16 protein-coding genes are annotated in these 18984 nt (G+C 64.9%); 10 read left to right on the top strand and 6 right to left on the bottom strand.

Annotated features, from left to right (window positions below; all coding sequences use genetic code 11):
• Window position 1: 1 nt before the first annotated feature.
• Window positions 2–484 carry a hypothetical protein gene (locus BMX99_RS04355; protein ID WP_093447661.1) on the bottom strand — a complete coding sequence of 161 codons (483 nt, stop codon included), beginning with the start codon at window positions 482–484 and terminating at the stop codon, window positions 2–4.
• Window positions 485–653: 169 nt separating this feature from the next.
• Between BMX99_RS04355 and infC the strand changes: the two genes are divergently transcribed.
• A complete protein-coding gene (gene infC, locus BMX99_RS04350; RefSeq protein ID WP_457920578.1) occupies window positions 654–1229 on the top strand; it encodes a translation initiation factor IF-3 in 576 nt (191 codons plus the stop codon).
• 76 nt (window positions 1230–1305) lie between these two features.
• On the opposite strand, the gene BMX99_RS04345 is transcribed toward infC, so the two are convergent.
• From BMX99_RS04345 to BMX99_RS04325, 5 genes are all read right to left on the bottom strand, one after another.
• A complete protein-coding gene (locus tag BMX99_RS04345; protein WP_093447657.1) occupies window positions 1306–2313 on the bottom strand; it encodes a molybdopterin-binding protein in 1008 nt (335 codons plus the stop codon).
• On the bottom strand, window positions 2310–3272 hold the full coding sequence (locus tag BMX99_RS04340; protein WP_093447655.1) for an XdhC family protein: 963 nt from the start codon (window positions 3270–3272) through the stop codon (window positions 2310–2312). The genes BMX99_RS04345 and BMX99_RS04340 overlap by 4 nt, the downstream gene beginning before the upstream one ends.
• A gap of 255 nt (window positions 3273–3527) precedes the next feature.
• Complete coding sequence (locus tag BMX99_RS04335; RefSeq protein ID WP_093447653.1) at window positions 3528–5381, bottom strand: OmpA family protein; 1854 nt, start codon at window positions 5379–5381, stop codon at window positions 3528–3530.
• A 107-nt stretch (window positions 5382–5488) separates the two neighbouring features.
• Window positions 5489–6748, bottom strand: a complete 1260-nt coding sequence (locus BMX99_RS04330; RefSeq protein ID WP_093448472.1) for a vWA domain-containing protein — start codon at window positions 6746–6748, stop codon at window positions 5489–5491.
• A 112-nt stretch (window positions 6749–6860) separates the two neighbouring features.
• Window positions 6861–7772, bottom strand: a complete 912-nt coding sequence (locus BMX99_RS04325; protein ID WP_093448470.1) for an AAA family ATPase — start codon at window positions 7770–7772, stop codon at window positions 6861–6863.
• Between the two features lie 264 nt (window positions 7773–8036).
• On the opposite strand from BMX99_RS04325, the gene BMX99_RS04320 reads away from it, so the two are divergent.
• The 9 genes from BMX99_RS04320 (at window position 8037) to BMX99_RS04280 (ending at window position 18883) form a co-directional block, all read left to right on the top strand.
• Window positions 8037–9131 (top strand): glycosyltransferase family 2 protein, encoded by a 1095-nt coding sequence (locus BMX99_RS04320; RefSeq protein ID WP_093447651.1) that lies wholly within the window; start codon window positions 8037–8039, stop codon window positions 9129–9131.
• On the top strand, window positions 9128–9769 hold the full coding sequence (locus tag BMX99_RS04315; RefSeq protein WP_244525585.1) for a sulfotransferase: 642 nt from the start codon (window positions 9128–9130) through the stop codon (window positions 9767–9769). Before BMX99_RS04320 ends, BMX99_RS04315 begins: the two co-directional genes overlap by 4 nt.
• On the top strand, window positions 9766–12123 hold the full coding sequence (locus BMX99_RS04310; RefSeq protein ID WP_093447649.1) for a glycosyltransferase family 2 protein: 2358 nt from the start codon (window positions 9766–9768) through the stop codon (window positions 12121–12123). Before BMX99_RS04315 ends, BMX99_RS04310 begins: the two co-directional genes overlap by 4 nt.
• A 13-nt stretch (window positions 12124–12136) precedes the next feature.
• Window positions 12137–12889, top strand: a complete 753-nt coding sequence (locus BMX99_RS04305; protein ID WP_175480261.1) for an FkbM family methyltransferase — start codon at window positions 12137–12139, stop codon at window positions 12887–12889.
• The gene (locus tag BMX99_RS04300; RefSeq protein ID WP_093447643.1) at window positions 12889–13947 is read left to right on the top strand and encodes a glycosyltransferase family 2 protein; all 1059 of its coding nucleotides are present in this window, start codon (window positions 12889–12891) and stop codon (window positions 13945–13947) included. Before BMX99_RS04305 ends, BMX99_RS04300 begins: the two co-directional genes overlap by 1 nt.
• Window positions 13948–14022: 75 nt before the next feature.
• On the top strand, window positions 14023–14955 hold the full coding sequence (locus BMX99_RS04295) for a phosphoadenosine phosphosulfate reductase (RefSeq protein WP_093447641.1): 933 nt from the start codon (window positions 14023–14025) through the stop codon (window positions 14953–14955).
• Window positions 14956–14996: 41 nt separating this feature from the next.
• On the top strand, window positions 14997–16031 hold the full coding sequence (gene pyrC, locus BMX99_RS04290; protein ID WP_093447639.1) for a dihydroorotase: 1035 nt from the start codon (window positions 14997–14999) through the stop codon (window positions 16029–16031).
• Window positions 16032–16100: 69 nt separating this feature from the next.
• The gene (locus tag BMX99_RS04285; RefSeq protein WP_093447637.1) at window positions 16101–16781 is read left to right on the top strand and encodes an orotate phosphoribosyltransferase; all 681 of its coding nucleotides are present in this window, start codon (window positions 16101–16103) and stop codon (window positions 16779–16781) included.
• Window positions 16782–17383: 602 nt separating this feature from the next.
• Window positions 17384–18883: a replicative DNA helicase gene (locus BMX99_RS04280; RefSeq protein WP_093447635.1), complete on the top strand. Its 1500-nt coding sequence runs from the start codon at window positions 17384–17386 to the stop codon at window positions 18881–18883.
• The last annotated feature ends 101 nt before the right edge of the window (window positions 18884–18984 follow it).

Below are 18984 nucleotides of genomic sequence, written 5' to 3'. Positions count from 1 at the left end.
ACTAGTCGTCGAAGCCCAGGCTCTGCCGCAGCGCCGTCAGGTATTTGGCAAGGATTTCGGGTTGGTCGACGACAGCGGTCAATTCTTCGACCAGTTGCGCCTTTTCTACAGGCGACAACAAAGATCTATCAATGATCTCGACCACATACTCCGGTTCAAAATCCGGTGGCGTGAGCCGACGTCGTAACTCTTCCTTGGACAGCCCCAGTTCTGCGGCCAGTTCCCTGGGATCCGGAAGGGCCTCGGCTTGATCGGCGGCGATCGCTTCGGCATTGCCTTGGTATTGCGAAGACTTTTCAGCGGCACCTGCGACTGCGGCACTGATGGCATCACCGATGTCCGCCGGTCCCTCGCCCTTCTCGGGCGGCGCGATCCGAAGGACCTGCGGCATGGAAATCACCTCTGGCTCACCCTCACGCATGGGCGCGAAAAGCCAGACGGATAGCACCACCGCGGCAACAAACAAGGCGAGAACCAGACGCATGTGAAGACCTTAACAAATGAGAACCTATCCGTCCGGGCAGACCTGTCGACAGAGGCGCAATCGATCCACCTCCCCGGCCTTAACCACTTGGAAGGAATTGCCTGCACCCATAGGTTTCGCGCATTTGGCGCTTGAAAGAAAGGTCCGGCAGGACTAATTTACGCGATCACTGACATACGGCCATAAGAGGACCAGAGACATAGCCCGCAGACCCCATAACGCGCCGCCGACCCGTGACACCGGCCCCCGCGTCAACGACCGAATCCGCGCCCCTGAAATCCGTTTGATCGGCGCCGAAGGCGAAAATATTGGCGTTGTGTCGCCCGCCTGGGCGATGGAACTGGCCGAACAGGCCGAGCTGGATCTTGTCGAAATTTCTCCGAACGCGACCCCGCCGGTCTGCAAGATCATGGATTTCGGCAAGTTCAAATACGAACAGCAAAAGCGGGAATCCGAAGCGCGCAAAAAGCAGAAAATCATCGAGGTGAAAGAGGTCAAGTTCCGGCCCAACACCGACACGCATGATTACGAAGTCAAGATGCGCAACGTTGTGAAATTCCTGGAAAAAGGCGATAAGGTGAAGGTCACCCTGCGCTTCCGTGGACGGGAAATGGCGCACCAGAATCTGGGTCGTGAGCTGCTGGAACGCGTGGCGGAAGACATCAAGGAAATCGGCAAGGTCGAAAACATGCCGAAGATGGAAGGCCGCCAGATGATCATGATGATCGGACCGGTCGCCAAATAAGCCCAAGCGCTTTTTGGATCGAATTTTATCGAAGATGACAGACGGCCCTGCGGGGCCGTTTTCTATTTGTTAATCCCTATGTGCGACGACCAGAGCGTGGCTGCGGTCGCGTCGGGATTTCCTTCAGCAATCCCCCGACGCCCATTCCCGCGATATCCGCCCCGCTGACCGGGACGCCGCAAGCTACACGGGACAGCACCCAGTCTGCCCCGTTCAACGCCGGCGAACGTACGCAGCCCGGAAGGCCGATCACGGGCTGTCCGTGCAGATCGCCCAGAAACAGAAGGTTGCCGGGATCCACCGGCATCCCGAACCGTTCGACATGACCACCGGCGTCGCGCAGCGCCTGGGGGGCCACGTCATACGGGTCAGAGGTGGCCGAGGCCGTCAGGATCAGCGTCAGATCCTGCGCCCCAGTGGCCGACAAAGCGTCACGGATCGCATCCTGGCGATGCGGGACGGAAATGACCTGGTCTAGCGTGATGTTCAGCGCGCTCAGACGGTTGCGGATCGCCTCTACGCCCTTTTCGCCGGGACCAGAGGGGATTTCGGTCACGATCAGCCGGGCGCGGCGCAAAACAGGCGGAAGCAAGGCCAGGGGCGTGCCGCCGGACAAAAGCGCCTCGGCCGCCGCGACGGACGTTTCGGGCACTGCGTATGAGATGATCTTGACGGTCGCAACCATGCCGCCCTGCCCCATCTGCTGATGCTGGGGAACCGTGGCCAGGGTCAGCATCGGGTCGATCGCGTTCAGGCGCGCGATACGATCCGGGTCCAGCACGACCACACCGGGGCCGGAGGCGGTGACATTCACCCGACCCGTGAAGGCATGGGACAGGGTCAGGTGCACAGCCTGGGGATCCGGCACCAAAGCCTGAGCCAGGCGAAGGGCGGCGTCGTTTTCCAAAATGTCGCCGGGATCGGGACTGGCGACGATGACCTCTGCAAGGCCGGCAGAGGCCATCTGATCCAGATGGTCCCGGTCCAGAAGCTGCCCCTTGCGCAGCCGACCGGAAGGCAGACCAACGGAGTGCGCCAGGATCGCGCCTTCCGCCTGGGACAGGGGAACAGGGCCGAACTTCATGCGCCCTTCCGCAACACCTGGGTGATCTGGGCGATTGTGGCGATGGCAATTTCGGCCGGTCCCGCGGCTCCGATATCCAGACCCACAGGGGCGTGGATGCGGGCGATCTGGCTGTCGGAAAAGCCCTTGTCCGTCAGGCGTTGCACCCGTTTGGCATGGGTCCGGGTGGACCCGAGCGCGCCGATGTAGAAGGCATCTGACCGCAGCCCCATCTCGAGCGCGGGGTCGTCGATCTTGGGGTCGTGCGTCAGAAGCACCAACGCGGTACGGCTGTCCAGAAGACCGTCCAGCACCTCGTCCGGGTAGGCGTCGCGCACATCTTCGCCCGGGAAACGCTCGGGCGTGGCGAAGGCGGGGCGCGGATCGACGATCAGCGGATCGTAGCCAGCCATTCGGGCCATGGGCACCAGGGCCTGGGAGATATGTACCGCACCGACGACAACCATGCGCAAGGGCGGGTTGTGGATGGCAACAAAGGTCGTTTCATCCTCGAACCCGCTGCGATCGGCGCGGAAGCGGTCGGGGAAGTCCTCGGCACCGGCGGTGTGGCTGGTCCAGCCTTCGGTATCGACCACATGGGCCACGGGGGTGCGGGCGGCCCGCGCCGCGCAGAGGGCGGTCAACGTGTCGACCGGGATACCCGCATCGAACCCGACGGGCTGCAACAGGATGCGGATCGTGCCGCCGCAAGCCAGCCCCACGGCAAAGGCATCGTCGTCCGAAACGCCATAGGTCAGGATGGTGCTTTTGCCGGTTTCCAGGGCGTCGAAGGCCTCGGTCACCACCGCGCCCTCGACACAGCCGCCCGAGACCGAGCCCGCGAGGTCGCCATCGCCCGAGACCGCCAGCATCGCGCCCACGCGGCGCGGGGCGCTGCCCCAGGTTTCGACCACCGTGGCCAAGGCCGCGCCCTTGCCGGCCAGATGCCATTCCCAGGCCTGTTCCGCGATCCGATCCATGGCACGCCCCTTTTCCAATCTGCACCGCAGCTTAGGGGGGGCCCCGGGGCGGCGCAAGCAAGGGCATATCACCCTTTTGGCACCGGCAGGACCCGGATCAAGGTCGCATGGCGCGGGGGCTTTTGCCCTGTCAGGATCGGGCGCATGTGGCCATCTGGCGCGTCTCCCCGTCAGGTGGACACCAAAAAGGCCGGGCAGCGATGCCCGGCCTTCCTGTTGCCTACTTCAGGGATCAATCCCTGGCGCGGGGCCGGATCAATTGCCCGACAGAAGCGCGGTGATGCGGCGCACGGCGGCGCGGCGGTTTTCACGCTCGGCCTCGGCGGTGCGGATCTTAAGATCATATTCACCGTAGCCCTGTACAACCATGTTCTCCGGCGGCACGTCGAAGTATTCGGTCAGGGCGAGGGCCACGCTTTCCGCACGGCGGTCGGACAGCGCCAGGTTGTAGCCTGCTGCGCCAACAGCATCGGTGTGACCTTCGATCAGGAAGACCTCACCGGGGTTCTGGCTGATCCGTTCGCGCATCAGCGTGCCCAGGGCGGCCAGCTCCTTGGCCTCCTCGGGGCGGATCACGGACGACCCGGTTTCAAAGTTGATGCTGTCCACGCCGATTTCCGGCACCAGCTGACGGACGGCATTGATATTGCGCACCTGGCTGAGCGAGAAGCGGCGATCGACCGTCTCGGGCAGGTTGGCGGCCAGGGCGGCGCGCAGCTCGTCCTCTTCGGCCTGGCGAATGTTGATCTCGCGCTGCGTATCGGTGACCTGCGGCAGCTTGTTCACCTCGACCTCCTGCGCGACCTGGGTGTCGTCGAACAGGACCACGCGGGTGCCGTCCTCGAAAATCCGGGCGCGGCGCAGAACCGTGCCGTCGGCGGCGCGGATGGTTTCGATCTGCGTGCCGTCCTGACGGACAGCGACCGTGCGGGTCGAGCCGTCGTCATAGGCAAAGGTCTTCACGTCGGTGCCAGGCTGGAACATCACGGCGTCGTCGTTCTTCAGCACCTTGTAGGTGCCATCGGCCTGCTGCACGACCACGCGGTCGCCCGAGTTCGACACCACTTCGGAGCCGTTCTTCAGGATCTGGCCAACGGCCAGGGCACCAAGGCCCAGCAGGGCGATTTTGCCAGCGGTATCAAGGCCCTTTTTCTCGGACGTGGCCGTGGCTTCAGCGTCAGTCGCCCCTTCGGTCGAGGCGACATCGGTCTGGAATTCCTCGGTCGAGGAGCGGGCGGTTTCCTCGGTCACGGTGCTTTCCACGACCTCGGCCCCTTCGGTGCCTTCCGCCTGAGCGGCCATCGAACCGGCCTGGGCTTCGGCAGCCGCAGCTTCGGAGGCGGCCTGACGTTCAGCCAGATCCTCGGTGTTGGTGGTCAGTTCCTCGACTTGGGCGCGCAGCTTGTCGACGGTCTGTTCCAGCATGGTGCCCTGGGGTTCGGAAGACTCTTCGGTCGCGACGCTGCCATCGGCCTGAGCGGTGGCTTCGGGCGCGGTTTCAGTCGTCTCGGCCGGCGTTTCCGCGGTCTGTTCTTCCGCCGGTTCTGCCGCAGGTTCTGCAGTCGGGGCAGTTTCAGCCGTGGTTTCCGCCGTCGTCTCGGCCGCGGTTGCGGCCGGGGCTTCGGTCGCGGTTTCCTCAGTCGTGGTTTCGGCGGTTGCCTCGGGCGTCACGGTGTCTGCCGGTGCCTCGGCGCTGGCCTCGGGGGCCGCTTCGGCGGAGGTGTCATTACCGGTCACGGCATTCAGCTGTTCGGTTACGGCACCCACGGCGCGGTCCAGCAGGCCGGGCTCTTCGGCAGGTTCAGCAACGGGGGCTTCGGCAGTTGCGGCACTGTCGGCCGGAGCGTCAGCGGGTGCATTGGCAGAGGCTTCGGCCTGGGTGTTTGCCGGGGCTTCAGTTTGGGCGGAGGGCGCATCCGCGGCCTGGGCCGCGCGCTGGTCGGCCAGCTGCTTGCGCAGGTCCTCCAGTTCGGCCTCGGTCAGGTTGGAGGTGTCGACGCCCAGTTCAGCCTCGAGCTCGGCCGCGGTCTGGGCCAGCGCCACATGCGGCACGGCCAGGCTGAGGCTCAGCACGATGGCGGTGGTCGATTTCAGAAACTTGCTGTTCATCTCGGTGTCCTTTCAGGTCCGCGAAAGCCCCAAGTCGGGCCGCGGTTCGAAAGCTCAACGCATCGTCAGCGAAAAAAGTTCGATGTTATCGGATAGCGCGTGTGACTTCAGGCACTTAGCGAGGCGATCAGACGGTCCTTTTCGCCGCGATCATCCGGGCGGGAAAGGGCAAGGGCCAGATCTTCGATCGAGGCGATGGAATGGCCGGCGCGGAAACTGTCCACATGGGGCAGCATGGCGGCGATGCCGCGCGCCTTGGGGGCGAAGCCGTCCCAGCGCAGCAGCGGGTTCAGCCAGATCAGCCGGCGCGAGGACAAATGCAGGCGCTGCATCTCATGCGCCAGCGCAGATGGATCGCCCCGGTCCAGCCCGTCGGTGATCAGAAGCACCACCGCCCCCTGCCCCATGACCCGGCGCGACCAGTCGCGGTTGAAGTCGTGCAGGCAGTCGCCGATGCGCGTGCCGCCTTCCCAGTCCTGGGCCTCGGCCCCGGCGGCGGCCAGGGCGGCGTCGACGTCGCGGTTGTTCAGGTGGCGGGTGATATTGGTCAGGCGGGTGCCGAAGGTGAAGGCATGGACGCGCGCCCAGCCCGCGCCCTTTTCATTGGCCACCGCATGCAGAAAATGCAGCACCATGCGGCTGTATTGCGACATCGAGCCGGAGATGTCACAGAGCGTCACCAGTGCCGGCCAACGGGGGCGCGGGCGGGCGCGGTGCAATGCCTGGATCTCGCCCCCCGTGCGCATGGCAGCGCGCAGGGTGCGGGCGGTGTCGATCCGCGCGCCATGGGGCGAGGCGACGCGACGGCGCGACAGCATGGGTTTCACCGGCAGGGTCAGCCGGGCCAGCATGCGCTTGGCGCGGGCGATTTCCTCGGTCGACATCTGTTCGAAATCGAGGGAGCGCAGACGCTCTTCCTCGGAGATGGTGAGGGAGGCGTCGACCTCGATTTTTGTCTCTTCCTCGGGGTCGTCCTGAGGTTGCGGCATCGGCTGATCGGCCCCGTCGAGCAGCGCCTCGGCCGCGCGTTTTTCCCCGGCTTCGGCAGCACGATCCTCGGCCACGCCGCGCACGGCGGGCAGCATCATGGACATCATGTGTTCCATGTAGCGCGGGTCGCGCCAGTAGAGGCGGAAGAGCTGGGAAAAGACCTGACGATGCTGCGGGGACGAGACGAAACAGGCGTGCAGGGTCCAGTAGAAATCGCGTTTGTCGGTGAAACCCGCCACCTGGACCGCGCGGATCGCATCCAGCGTGCGCCCCGGCCCGATCGGCAGCCCGGCCTTGCGCAGGGCACGGGCGAAATGGGTGATATTGCCGGCCAGCTGCGGGTTGTCCGGCAGGTCGAGCGGGGCATATTCGGGTATGCCCTGTGGCATCAGCCGCGCCGCGGGGGATTTTGCATCCCCCGCACCCCCTGCAGAGTATTTTCGGCAAGATGATGGGGATTTGGGTCCCCAAAGGCGTGGCTGCGCGGCATCAGGCGGGGCCGATCGTGGCGCGGGCCTCGTCCAGGAGGCGCTTGGCTTCGGAGCCTTCGAGGCGGGCGATGTCGTCCTGGTATTTTAGGATCGCGCCCAGGGTGTCGGCGATTGTCTGGGGGGACAGCGAGACCACGTCGAGGGCCAGCAGGCATTTCGCCCAGTCGATGGTTTCGGCGACACCGGGTTTCTTGAAAATGTCTTCGGTGCGCAGGCGCTGCACGAAGGCGACGATTTCACGCGAGAGGGCTTCGGAGGCTTCGGGGGCGCGGGCGCGCAGGATCTGCATTTCACGCTCGAAGTCAGGGTAGTCGACCCAATGGTAGAGGCAGCGTCGCTTGAGGGCATCGTGCACTTCGCGGGTGCGGTTGGAGGTGACGATGACGATCGGCGGCTCGGGCGCCTTGATCGTGCCGAGTTCGGGGATCGTGACCTGGAAGTCCGACAGCGCCTCGAGCAGGAAGGCCTCGAACGGTTCATCCGTGCGATCGAGTTCGTCGATCAGCAGCACGGGGGCCCCGGCGGGATCTGGGCGCATGGCCTGAAGCAGCGGCCGTTCGGTCAGGTAGTCCGAGCTGAAGAGTTCGGACTGCAGCGCGGCGCGGTCGGCCTGGCCCGAGGCCTCGGCGGTGCGGATCGCGATCATCTGGGCCGGGAAGTTCCATTCGTAGACCGCCGAGGCGGCGTCGAGCCCTTCGTAACATTGCAGGCGGATCAGTCGGCGGCCCAGCCCGGTGGCGATGGCCTTGGCGATTTCCGTCTTGCCGGTGCCTGGCTCGCCTTCCAGGAACAGGGGCCGGCCCAGTTTTAGCGCCAGGAAGACCACGGTCGATAGCGCGCGGCCAGCCACGTAATCCTGCCCGGAGAGCATCTGTTGCACTTCGTCGATGGCGTCGATCGGCTGGGTCATGGTCAGGGCGGCCTTTCCTGCGGTCAATCCCCGTAACAGCGCATGGGCGGCGGCCGGGGTCAAGTTGGCCATATGTAGCATTTTGTCCCGCACTTTCCCCGACACGTTGACGCAGCACCCAAGGGATGCAAAAGTCCGGCGCAAGCAAACAAGGGTGATCCCGGGGCGGGTGCCAAGACCGCCAGGCCGGACCAACATCCCGAGCAGGCCCCGCGTGAACCGGGGCACAACAAGGCCGCCGAAGCGGGCGGTGCAGGACATAGAATGCGCATCACTGCGGTTACCTGTGTGAAGAACGAAGGCCCGTTCCTGATCGAATGGATTGCCTTCAACCGGCTGATCGGCTGCACGGATTTCCTGTTTTACTCCAACGATTGTGACGACGGCACCGACCGGATCCTGGATGCCCTGGCTGCCCAGGGGGTCGTGCATCACCTGCCCAACCCGGCGGAGGGGCGCAATTACCAGATGGAGGCGCTGAAGGACGCGCGTCGGCAGGAGGTCGTCACGGGGGCCGACTGGATCTGGATCGCGGATGTGGACGAGTTCCTGAACATCCACGTGGGCGATCACACGATCCCGGCGCTGATTGCTGCCTGCGGGGCAGACCGGCAGGCGATTTCGCTGAACTTCCAGTTCATGGCCAATGGCGGGGTCGAAGGGTTTCGCGATGTGCCCATCATCGCCCAGTTCGATCGCAGCCATAATCCCGACATCTGGTGCGGCGAATTCGCGATCGAGGTGAAGTCCCTGGTGCGCAAGGATTTCCCGCTGCAATACTACGGCGCGCACAGGCCCTTCTTTCGTGGCAAGCTGCCGGCCGAGGCGCGGCCCAGCTGGTCGGACGGATCGGGGCGCGACGTGCCGCACAAGTTCCTGGTGGCGGCCAATCCGCGCCGCATCCGCAAGTTCCCCGCCCCCGGCGCAAGGGATCACGCTACGCTGAACCATTATGCGCTGCGCTCGCTGGACAGTTACCTGGTCAAGAACGACCGGGGCGATGTGAACCGCGAAAACCGGGCCTTTGACGACACTTATTGGCGCGAACGCAATGACGTGGCCTATCAGGACCGCTCGATCCAGCGGTATCTGCCCGCGTTGGAGCGGGAGATGGCCGCGCTGAAGGCCCTGCCCGGGATTGCCACGCTGCACGAAGAGGCCTGCGCCCTGCACGAGGCAAAGCGCGACGCGCTGCTGAGGCAACAGGCCTATCGGGACATGAAGGCGCACTTGATGCGGGCCGGCACGCTGTGTCCGGCGGAAGAGGCGCTGTTGCAATCGCTTGGCGTGCAGCCGCCGCCCTCGCCCTTCGCCGCAACGACAGGGACGACACGGACGACAGGGGTGCAAACGGGATGAGCAAGATGCAGGTGATCAACCTCGGGCTGCCGAAATCCGGCACCACGACCCTGGCGCGCGCGCTGCGCCGCGCCGGGCTGCACACCGCCGACCATCGGATCAAGGCGGATCAAAGTCAGCGCCCCGAGCTGGCCGAGGCCTTTGTCGCCGATCTGATCTATGACGGCTATTACCGCACCGGCGATCCCTTGGCCCGCCTGGACGAATTCGAGGCGCTGAGCGAGATTTCCGTGCTGCGCGAACGCCACCCCGCCTGGCCGCAGATGGATCACGGGGTGCTGATGGCGATCCGCGCCGCCCATCCGCAGGTGAAATTCGTGGCCAGCTGGCGCGACCCGCAGGAGCTGAGCAATTCGATGCTCAACTGGACCTCGATGGTGGCGCGGATGCAGAAGGCTGCCCTGCCCGGACTGCCCGTGGGCTATGGAGAGGAAGAGGCCGACCGCATCCGCTGGATCGAGGCGCATTATGCCTTTCTGGAAGCGATCTTTGCAGGGGATCCGAACTTCCTGATCCTTGACGTGGCCGCACCCAATGCCCGCGAACAGCTGCAGGCCTTTACCGGGCGCGACATGCCGTGGTGGGGCCAGGCCAATCGAAATCTGGCGAACCGCAATCTGAAGAAGGCCGGCGGGTGAGGATCCATCTGCATATCGGGCTTGAGGGCTGCGGGGCGGACCGTCTGCAGGACGTGCTGGCGGACAAGCGATCCCAGCTTGAGGGCAAGGGCGTTCTGTTCCCCCGGTCGGCCGGGGCGAAGAACCACACGCGGCTGTTCATGGCCGTGACCGACCCGGAAAACGTCGATCCGCTGCGCTTTGCCCGCGGCTTCATCACCGAGGACAAGCAGACCGCCCTGCGCGAGCAGCTGATGGAGCAGCTTGAGCGGGACGTGGCGCGGGCCAATCCAGATGTGCTGATCCTGTCGGCCGCGCAGCTGGCCAGCGGGCTGATCGGCCGCGGAGAGATGGAGACCCTGCACGAGATGCTGACCACCCTGTCGGACGACATCGTGGTCACGGCCCATGTGGACGAACCTGCGCGGGCGCTGGCGCGGGTCTATGCGGCGCAGGTCCTGGAAGGCCGCGCCCGGGGGCTGGAGATGGAGCTGGGCCTGACCCAGGCGAAGGATTGGTGGGACGGCTGCCTGACGGCGACGCCGCAGGCGGATCCGGCCCGGGGAGTATTCCCGTCGGTTCAGGCCCCGGCCTTCTGGCTGGATTACGCCAAGCTGGGCGCAAGGTGGGAAACGATCTTCGGGGCGGGCACGATGCGGTTCCGGTCCTATGATCCGGTGCTGTGGGCTTCGGCCGAGGTGACGCAGGAGTTGCAGGTGGCCTTCGACATCCGCGACCAGATCGGCAAGGCCAGAGTGGTCGATCCGGTGACCGAGCCCTCGGCCCGGTGGCTGGCGCGGGCGCGACAGATGAACGCCATGCTGATCCGCCTGCTGCGGCAGGGAGAGCACGTGTTGCCCCGCCCGATGTGGAAACGCTTTATGGAGGATCTGGCCGTCGACGGACCGGCCATTGATCCCGGCGCGCTGGCGGAGGTTTCAGCACGGTTCGCCCCGATGGTCGAACAGCTTTGCGCCCGGCACCCGGGGCTGCGGCCCGACCTGCTGCGCCCCGATCCCGCCGCCGCCCGCTGGCAGGAACCGCCCGCGCCCGATGGCTTTCGTGCCTCGCAATATCTGCTGGCCTGGATGTGGCGGCTGGACCGCGCGACCGCCGATCAGGGCGAGGCGATCAAGGCCGACGTGGCGCAGCTGAACGGGGCCGAGGCCCCTGCCCCGGCAACCCCGCAGCTTTCCGAGACTGCGCAAAAGATCATGACGCCGCTGGCGATCGAGAAATTCAACGGGCTTCAGACGTCGACCTTCCGGCCGCACAACCGGATCGGCAAGGTCAATGAAACCGCGCTGGATGTGCCCTTTGACCCTGCCCCGCCCCGCGCCCTGCCCAAGGGCAGCAGTGGCCGGGTCATCGTCGGCTGCATGAAGAACGAAGCGCCCTATATCGTGGAATGGGTCGCCTATCACCGCGCCATCGGCTTCGACACCTTCCTGATCTACACCAACGATTGCACCGACGGCACCGATGCGATCCTGTCCCGGCTGGACGAGATGGGCATCGTGCACCACCGCAACAACGACGGCTGGCAGGGGCGGTCGCCGCAGACCCATGCGCTGGACAATGCGCTGACCGAACCCGTGCTGCAAAATGCCGAGTGGATCGCCCATATCGACGTGGACGAATTCGTCAACGTGCGCTGCGGCAACGGCACGCTGGACGAATTCTTTCTCGAAGCCCCGGACGCCACGAACGTGGCGATGACCTGGCGGCTGTTCGGCCATGGCGGCGTCACCGATCTGGCCGACCGCCCGGTGATCGAACAATTCACCGCCTGTGCGCCGAAATTCTGCCCCAAGCCGCATACGGTCTGGGGCTTCAAGACGCTGTTCCGCAATATCGGGGCCTATTCGAAACTGTCCTGCCACCGGCCCAACAAGCTCTCTGACGACAAGGCGGGGGCGGTGAAATGGGTCAACGGGTCCGGCCAGGACGCCACGGCCGAGCTGATCAAGAACGGCTGGCGCAGTTCGAAACGGTCAATCGGCTATGATCTGATCCAGTTGAACCACTATGCCCTGCGCAGCGCCGACAGTTACCTGATCAAACGTCAGCGCGGTCGCGCGCTGCATGTGGATCGGTCGATCGGGCTGAACTACTGGATCCGCATGGACTGGGGCGATTATTCCGACGTCACGATTCAGCGCAATCTGCCGCGCCTGCGGGCGGAAATGGACCGTCTGCTGGCCGATCCGCAGCTGCGCGCCCTGCATGACGCGGGCTTTGCCTGGCATCAGGACAAGGCGGCGGATCTGCACGCAACGCCCGAGTTTCAGGACCTTTACGATCAGGCGCTGTCGATCCGTCTGACCGAAACCGAACGCGTGGCCTATGCCCTGGCCCAGGACCTGGAAAGCTGAGATGTCCAACACGATGACCGAGCATCCCGACCATTCCGCGCAGTTCCCCGGATCCTCGGACCGGTTCAAACGCGCCGAGCTGGCCGAGATGGGTCGCCCCGCGCATGTCAGCTGTCACGGGGTCACCTTTCCGACCGACATGCCGCCGCTGTTTCCCAAGGCGCGCAACATGCTGGCCAGCGGCACCTACGAGGAAAAAGAAACCCAGGCCGCGCTGAAGATCGTGCAGCCGGGCGACCGGGTTGTCGAATTCGGCGGCGGGCTGGGGTATCTTTCGGCCGTGGTGGCACGGAACTGCGCCCCCGCCCAGGTCCATACGTTCGAGGCCAACACCGCACTGATCCCCTGCATCCGCCGGGTGCATTCGGAAAACGGGCTTGACGCGATCACCGTGCATCACGCCATTCTGGGCGAGGCGCGCGGCAGCCGGCATTTCTATGTCCGGCGCAAGTTCTTCGAAAGCTCGACCAGCCGCGAACCGACCGACGGCATCGTCAACGTGACCGAGGTGCCGGTGCTGCCCGCCCGCCAGACCGTCGCCGCGCTGACCCCCGACGTGATCCTGTGCGACATCGAAGGGGCCGAGGTTTCGCTTCTGCCGCTGCTGGATCTGGAGACCGTGCGCCACACCATGGTCGTGCTGCACCCCAAGGTTACGGGGCTGGAGGGCGTGCGGCGGGTCTTTGACACGATGCACGGGGCCGGGCTGATCTATGCGCCGCGCCATTCCAGCAACAAGGTCGTGACCTTTGCGAGGGGCGATTGATGCGCTTTCTCGCCGTTCTCACTCTGCGCAACGAAGGCGCCTTCCTGTTGGAATGGCTGGCCCACCACCGCGCCGTGGGATTTACGGATTTCCTTGTCTTTTCCAACGATTGCCAGGACGGCACCGATGCCATGCTGGACCGGTTGCACGACATGGGGCTGCTGACCCATGTGCGCAACGACGGCCCCTATGACCAGGGCGGGATCCAGTTCACCGCCTACAAACAGGCCGACCGGATGGAGATCGTGCGCCAGGCCGACTGGATCGCCACGCTGGACGTGGACGAATTCGTCAATATCCACACCGGCGACCGCACCCTGCCCGCACTTCTCAAGGCCCTGCCTCAGGCGGATGCCATCACCCTGACCTGGCGTCTGTTCGGCTGTGGCGGTCAGGCGCGGTTTCATGATCAGCCGGTGACGCGCACCTTCACCCATGCGGCACCGGTGGTGATGTACTGGCCCTGGCGCTCGGCCATGTTCAAGACGCTTTATCGCAACGACGGCACCTATCGGAAGCTGGGGGTGCATCGCCCTCGCGCGCCCGATCCCGCCCGTGTCGATGCCGCCCGCTGGTTCGACGGCGAGGGGCGCGAATTGGACGCCAAGTTCCGCACGCAGCGGATCTTCTCCAACTATGGCCGGTCGAATTACAAGCTGGTGCAGCTGAACCACTATGCGCTTGGCGCGATGGAAAGCTATGTGCTCAAGGCGGACCGGGGCCGCGCGGTGCATTCAGATCATATGTTGGGCACGGATTACTGGGTGGAACGCAACTTCAACCAGGACAAGGACGTGTCGATCCTGGCCCTCGCCCCGCGGATGGAGGAAGAGCTGGCCCAGCTGAAATCCGACCCGCAGCTGGCGCAGCTGCATGCCGATACGGTGGCCTGGCGGCATCAGCGCTTCGAGACGCTGATGAAACAGGAACCCTTCCGCGCGCTCTTTGGGCGGCTATTGATGACGCCTCCGACACGCGCTGTTCCGTTGAACGAGGCGCGGTTTCTGGTAGGCTACGCAAATCTTGGCCGACAGGAGAATCCTGAGGCCGCGGATTAGGCCCCGGTCCTGCCAGACCTGCGCCCGGCATTCGCGGCCCCCTGCTTCTGATCGGACCGCAGTGGGGGTGAAGGAATGGACGGAAATTTTCCGGTGCAGGACCTGACGGGTCTCGACAAATCCGGCTGGACCGACCGCATCATGGACGAAGCCCAGGCCCGCGGCGCGGCCGACCGCCTAGGGCGGCGGCACTTTGCAGCCTTCGTCAAGGCGGGGCCGGTGCTTCTCGTCAGTTTCGAAACCGTCCAGGGCATGCGCAGCCTGACGGAAAGTGCCCGACCCCTGGGCTGGCTGATGTCACAGAAGATGGGCTGGTCCAGCCTGCTGCTGGCCTCTGACGGGGACACCTGGTTCCGCGACAAGGATGTCTATGCCTATTTCGATCAGCTGGTGGATGACGGGTTCTTCGATGAATTCGACCGGGTGATCTTTTACGGGGCCGGTCCCTGCGGCTATGCGGCGGCGGCCTATTCGGTGACCGCTCCCGGCGCGCGGGTGCTGGCGGTACAGCCGCAGGCGACGCTGGACCCTGCGGTGGCGGAATGGGACGACCGGTTCACCGACATGCGGCGGCTCGATTTTACCTCTCGCTATGGCTATGCGCCGAACATGATCGACGCGGCGCAGCAGATGCATGTGATCTACGACCCGGACGTGACGCAGGACGCCATGCATGCGGCGCTGTTCACCGCGCCGAACGTGGCGAAATACCGGATGCGCTACATGGGCGAGGCGCTGCAGACCCACCTTCTGTACATGAAGCGGCTGTTTCCCATCCTTCAGGCCGTGGCCGAGGATCGCCTGACCCCGCGCTTCTTCGCCGGGCTCTACCGCGCGCGCCGCAACCACCTGCCCTATCTGCGCCGGCTGCTGTCGCGGCTGGAACTGAAGGAACGGCCCGACCTGATCCGCCTGCTGTGCCAGAATGTGACCGCCCGCTTCCAGGCCCCGCGCTTCCAACGCCGGCTGCGCCAATTGGACGGGGAATTGGACGGGGAAGAGGCGTGAACGGGCTTCCCCTTCGCGCCCTTCCTGTGTAATCGGCAGCCATGACCCGCACCCTGACGATCCGCCGCCCCGACGACTGGCACCTGCATCTGCGCGATGGCGCGATGATGGAGGCCGTCCTTCCCGAAACCGCCCGCACCTTCGGCCGCGCCATCGTGATGCCGAACCTCGTGCCGCCGGTGGTGACGGGGGCCCAGGCCGCGGCCTATCGCGATCGCATCCTCAAGGCCCTGCCCGAGGGCATGTCCTTCGACCCGCTGATGGTGCTCTACCTCACCGAAGACACCGACCCCGAGGACGTCGCCCGCGCCCATGCCTCTGGCATCGCCACCAGCGTCAAACTCTACCCCGCCGGGGCCACGACCAATTCCGCCTCGGGCGTGCGTGACTTCGACCGCGTCCGCCCCGTGCTGGAAAAGATGGCTGAAATCGGCATGCCGCTCTGCACCCATGGTGAGGTCACGGACCACGACATCGACATCTTCGACCGCGAGGCGGTGTTCATCGACCGCGTGCTGGATCCGATCCGCCGCGCCACCCCCGGTCTGCGCGTGGTGATGGAACATATCACCACCGCCCAGGCGGCCGATTACGTGCGCGCCCATGACAGCGACCTCGGCGCGACGATCACCACCCACCACCTGATCATCAACCGCAACCACATCCTCGTGGGCGGGATCAAACCGCATTACTACTGCCTGCCCGTCGCCAAGCGGGAAGAACACCGCCAGGCCCTGGTCGCGGCCGCGACCTCGGGCGATGCGCGCTTCTTCCTGGGCACCGACAGCGCGCCCCATCCTGATGAGTTGAAGGAACACGCCTGCGGCTGCGCCGGCTGTTTCACCGCCACGAACACCATGCCCCTGCTCGCGCATGTGTTCGAGGCGGCGGATGCGCTGGACAAGCTCGAAGGTTTCGCCTCGCTGCATGGGCCGGCCTTCTACGGGCTCGCCCCCAATGACGACACGATCACCCTGACCAAATCCGATCAGGCCACCGCCTTCCCGGCCAAGATCGAAAGCGGTGCCGGCCCGGTCACCGTCTTCGACCCCGGCTTCCCGGTCTATTGGTCCTGATCCCCATCATCTTGCCGAAAATACTCCCGCCGGAGGCCTCCGACGCCTCCCCCCGCGAAAGGTTCTGACATGATCCCCTCCTCTTATCCCGCTCCGGAAGAAATCGCCCGCCTGGCCGCCGGCATGCTGCTGGATATCGAGGCGGTGCATTTCAATTCGCGCGAACCGTTTACCCTGGCCTCGGGCCTGCCCAGCCCGACCTATATCGACTGCCGCAAGCTGATCTCCTATCCGCGCATCCGCTCGACCCTGATGGATTTACTGACCGTGACGGTGATGCGCAACGCGGGGCTGGAGGCTTTCGACAATATCGCCGGTGGCGAAACGGCCGGTATCCCCTTTGCCGCGCTGGTGGCCGAACGCATGGCGCTGCCCATGACCTATGTTCGGAAAAAGCCCAAGGGCTATGGCCGCAACGCCCGGATCGAAGGCGCGATGAGCGAAGGCCAGCGAGTGTTGCTGGTCGAGGATCTGACCACCGATGGCGGCTCCAAGATCTCTTTCGTGGATGCGATCCGCGACACCGGGGCCAGCTGTGCCCATACGGCGGTGATCTTCTACTACGGCATCTTCCCGGAAACGGAAAAGACGCTTGGCGATCACGGCGTGACGCTGCATCACCTGTGCACCTGGTGGGATGTCCTGGCCGAGGCGCGCCGCCGCGGATCCTTCGACGCCGAGACCCTGGACGAGGTTGAAACCTTCCTGAACGCCCCCCGCGCCTGGCAGGAAGCCCGCGGCAAAGCTTGATACGTGGGCTGATCCGGAGGCTGAACCGTGGACTGATCCCGGGGGCGCATCGGGCCTGCCTTTCGGCCCTGCGCGCCGGCAGATCCGGCACCGGCGCAACCGCGCCCGCTTTCCGGACCGCATCTTCGAATCGCGCTATGCGAAAACCCCGCCCGGACCCTTGAGCGAATCGAAGCGGGCAGATTTCCGTTAAGAATTCATGACCGGCATACGGCAACGTATGTCGGCTTTTTCATATTCGCCCCTCTCCGCATCTTGACTGGTGACTTTTTGCTCACGCCCGGCGGTTCGGCGATTATGGCGCCCTACAGGATGCCAGCGTTGCCGCATCACCGCCCACCAGATATAGTGGGTTTGAATCATACCGCGTTATCCACAGACTTTTCCAGATTGCCTCGCCCGCGGGGGCTCCGCTATCTGGATAACACCCCGGCGGGGGGACGTGACGATGACAGACTTGGGGGTCATCCGACACGCCGCACGGGGACTGGGGAACAGGACAGTGAACAGGCACGAAATCGGGGGACGGGTGCGTCAGCGGACGCACCCCACCCTTCCGTTTCAAACAGCCTAGGACAAGACGGCCGGGGACAGAGCAGACGATGAACGATCTTTCGTATTTCAACGCCAGCGGCGGCGAGGCAAAGCCCGAGGTCGCGCAGGCGGACACCGTTCCGCATTCCATCGAAGCCGAACAGCAGCTGCTGGGTGCCCTGCTGACCAACAACGATGTTTATGACCGCATCGCGCAGCTGATCACCGCCGATCATTTCTATGAACCCGTGCATGGCCGCATCTTTGAAGTCGCCGCCGCGCGGATCGCCAAGAACGCCCTTGCCACCCCGGTGACGCTGAAGGCGTTTCTTGAAGACGACGAAGGCCTGAAGGAACTGGGCGGGCCGGGTTATCTGGCGCGTCTGGCCGGCTCGGCCATCGCGGCCTATGCGGTGCGCGACTATGCCCAGATGATCCACGATCTCGCCATCCGGCGTGAGTTGATCCTGCTGGGTCAGGACATCGCCGCCGAGGCGATGCGCATGGACGTGCAGAACGAGCCCAAGGAACAGATCGTCCGGGCGGAACAGAAGCTTTACAAGATGTCCGAACAGGGCTCGGCCGAGTCCGGGTTCCAGTCGTTCCTGTCGGCGGTCACCGATGCGGTGAACGTCGCCAATGCCGCCTATCAGCGCGATGGCGGGCTGGCCGGGATTTCGACCGGGCTGGTCGACATGGACAAGAAACTGGGCGGTCTGCACAAGTCCGACCTTCTGATCCTTGCCGGTCGTCCGTCGATGGGGAAAACCTCGCTTGCGACCAACATCGCTTTCAACGTGGCCAAGGCCTACAAGCGCGGTGCGATGCCGGACGGCACCGAGGGCGCGGTCAGTGGCGGCGTGGTCGGGTTCTTCTCGCTTGAGATGAGCGCCGAACAGCTGGCCGCCCGTGTTCTGGCCGAAGCCTCGGAAATCTCGTCGCACAAGATCCGTCAGGGCGACATGACGGAAACCGAGTTCCGCCGTTTTGTCGAGGCCGCCAAGGCGCTTGAGGCCTGCCCGCTGTTCATCGACGACACGCCCTCGATCCCGATTGCCCAGCTGGCGGCACGGGCGCGTCGCTTGAAGCGGACCCATGGGCTTGACCTGCTGATCGTCGACTACCTTCAGCTGGTGCGCGGCACCGCCGACAACCGCGTGCAGGAGATCGCCGAGATCTCCATGGGTCTCAAGGCGATCGCCAAGGAACTCAGCATTCCCGTCATCGCCCTGTCCCAGCTGAGCCGGACGGTGGAAAGCCGCGAAGACAAACGCCCGCAGCTGTCGGACCTTCGGGAATCGGGCTCGATCGAACAGGATGCGGACTGCGTCATGTTCGTGTTCCGCGAAGAATATTACGTGGAACGGGAAAAACCCTCGGACGACCAGCTGGACAAGATGGCGGAATGGCAGGATCGCATGGCGAACCTGCATGGCAAGGCCGAGGTTATCATCGGCAAGCAGCGTCACGGGCCCATCGGCTCGGTCGAGCTGTCGTTCGAATCCGAATTCACCCGCTTTGGCAACCTGGTGAAGCCCTGGCAGCAAGGCCAAGACGCCGGCTATTGATCGGGCTGTCGCCCCGGATCTTGCGCGGGCCCCAGGGGCCTTTCCGACATCGCGGACCCGTGATCGCCGCGCCCCTGACCCGGGCGCGGTTTTCCTCGACA

Source organism: Pseudooceanicola nitratireducens (assembly GCF_900109195.1).
In the GTDB taxonomy this organism is placed as follows: Bacteria; Pseudomonadota; Alphaproteobacteria; order Rhodobacterales; family Rhodobacteraceae; genus Pseudooceanicola; species Pseudooceanicola nitratireducens.
This window is presented reverse-complemented; position numbering and strand designations above follow the sequence as displayed.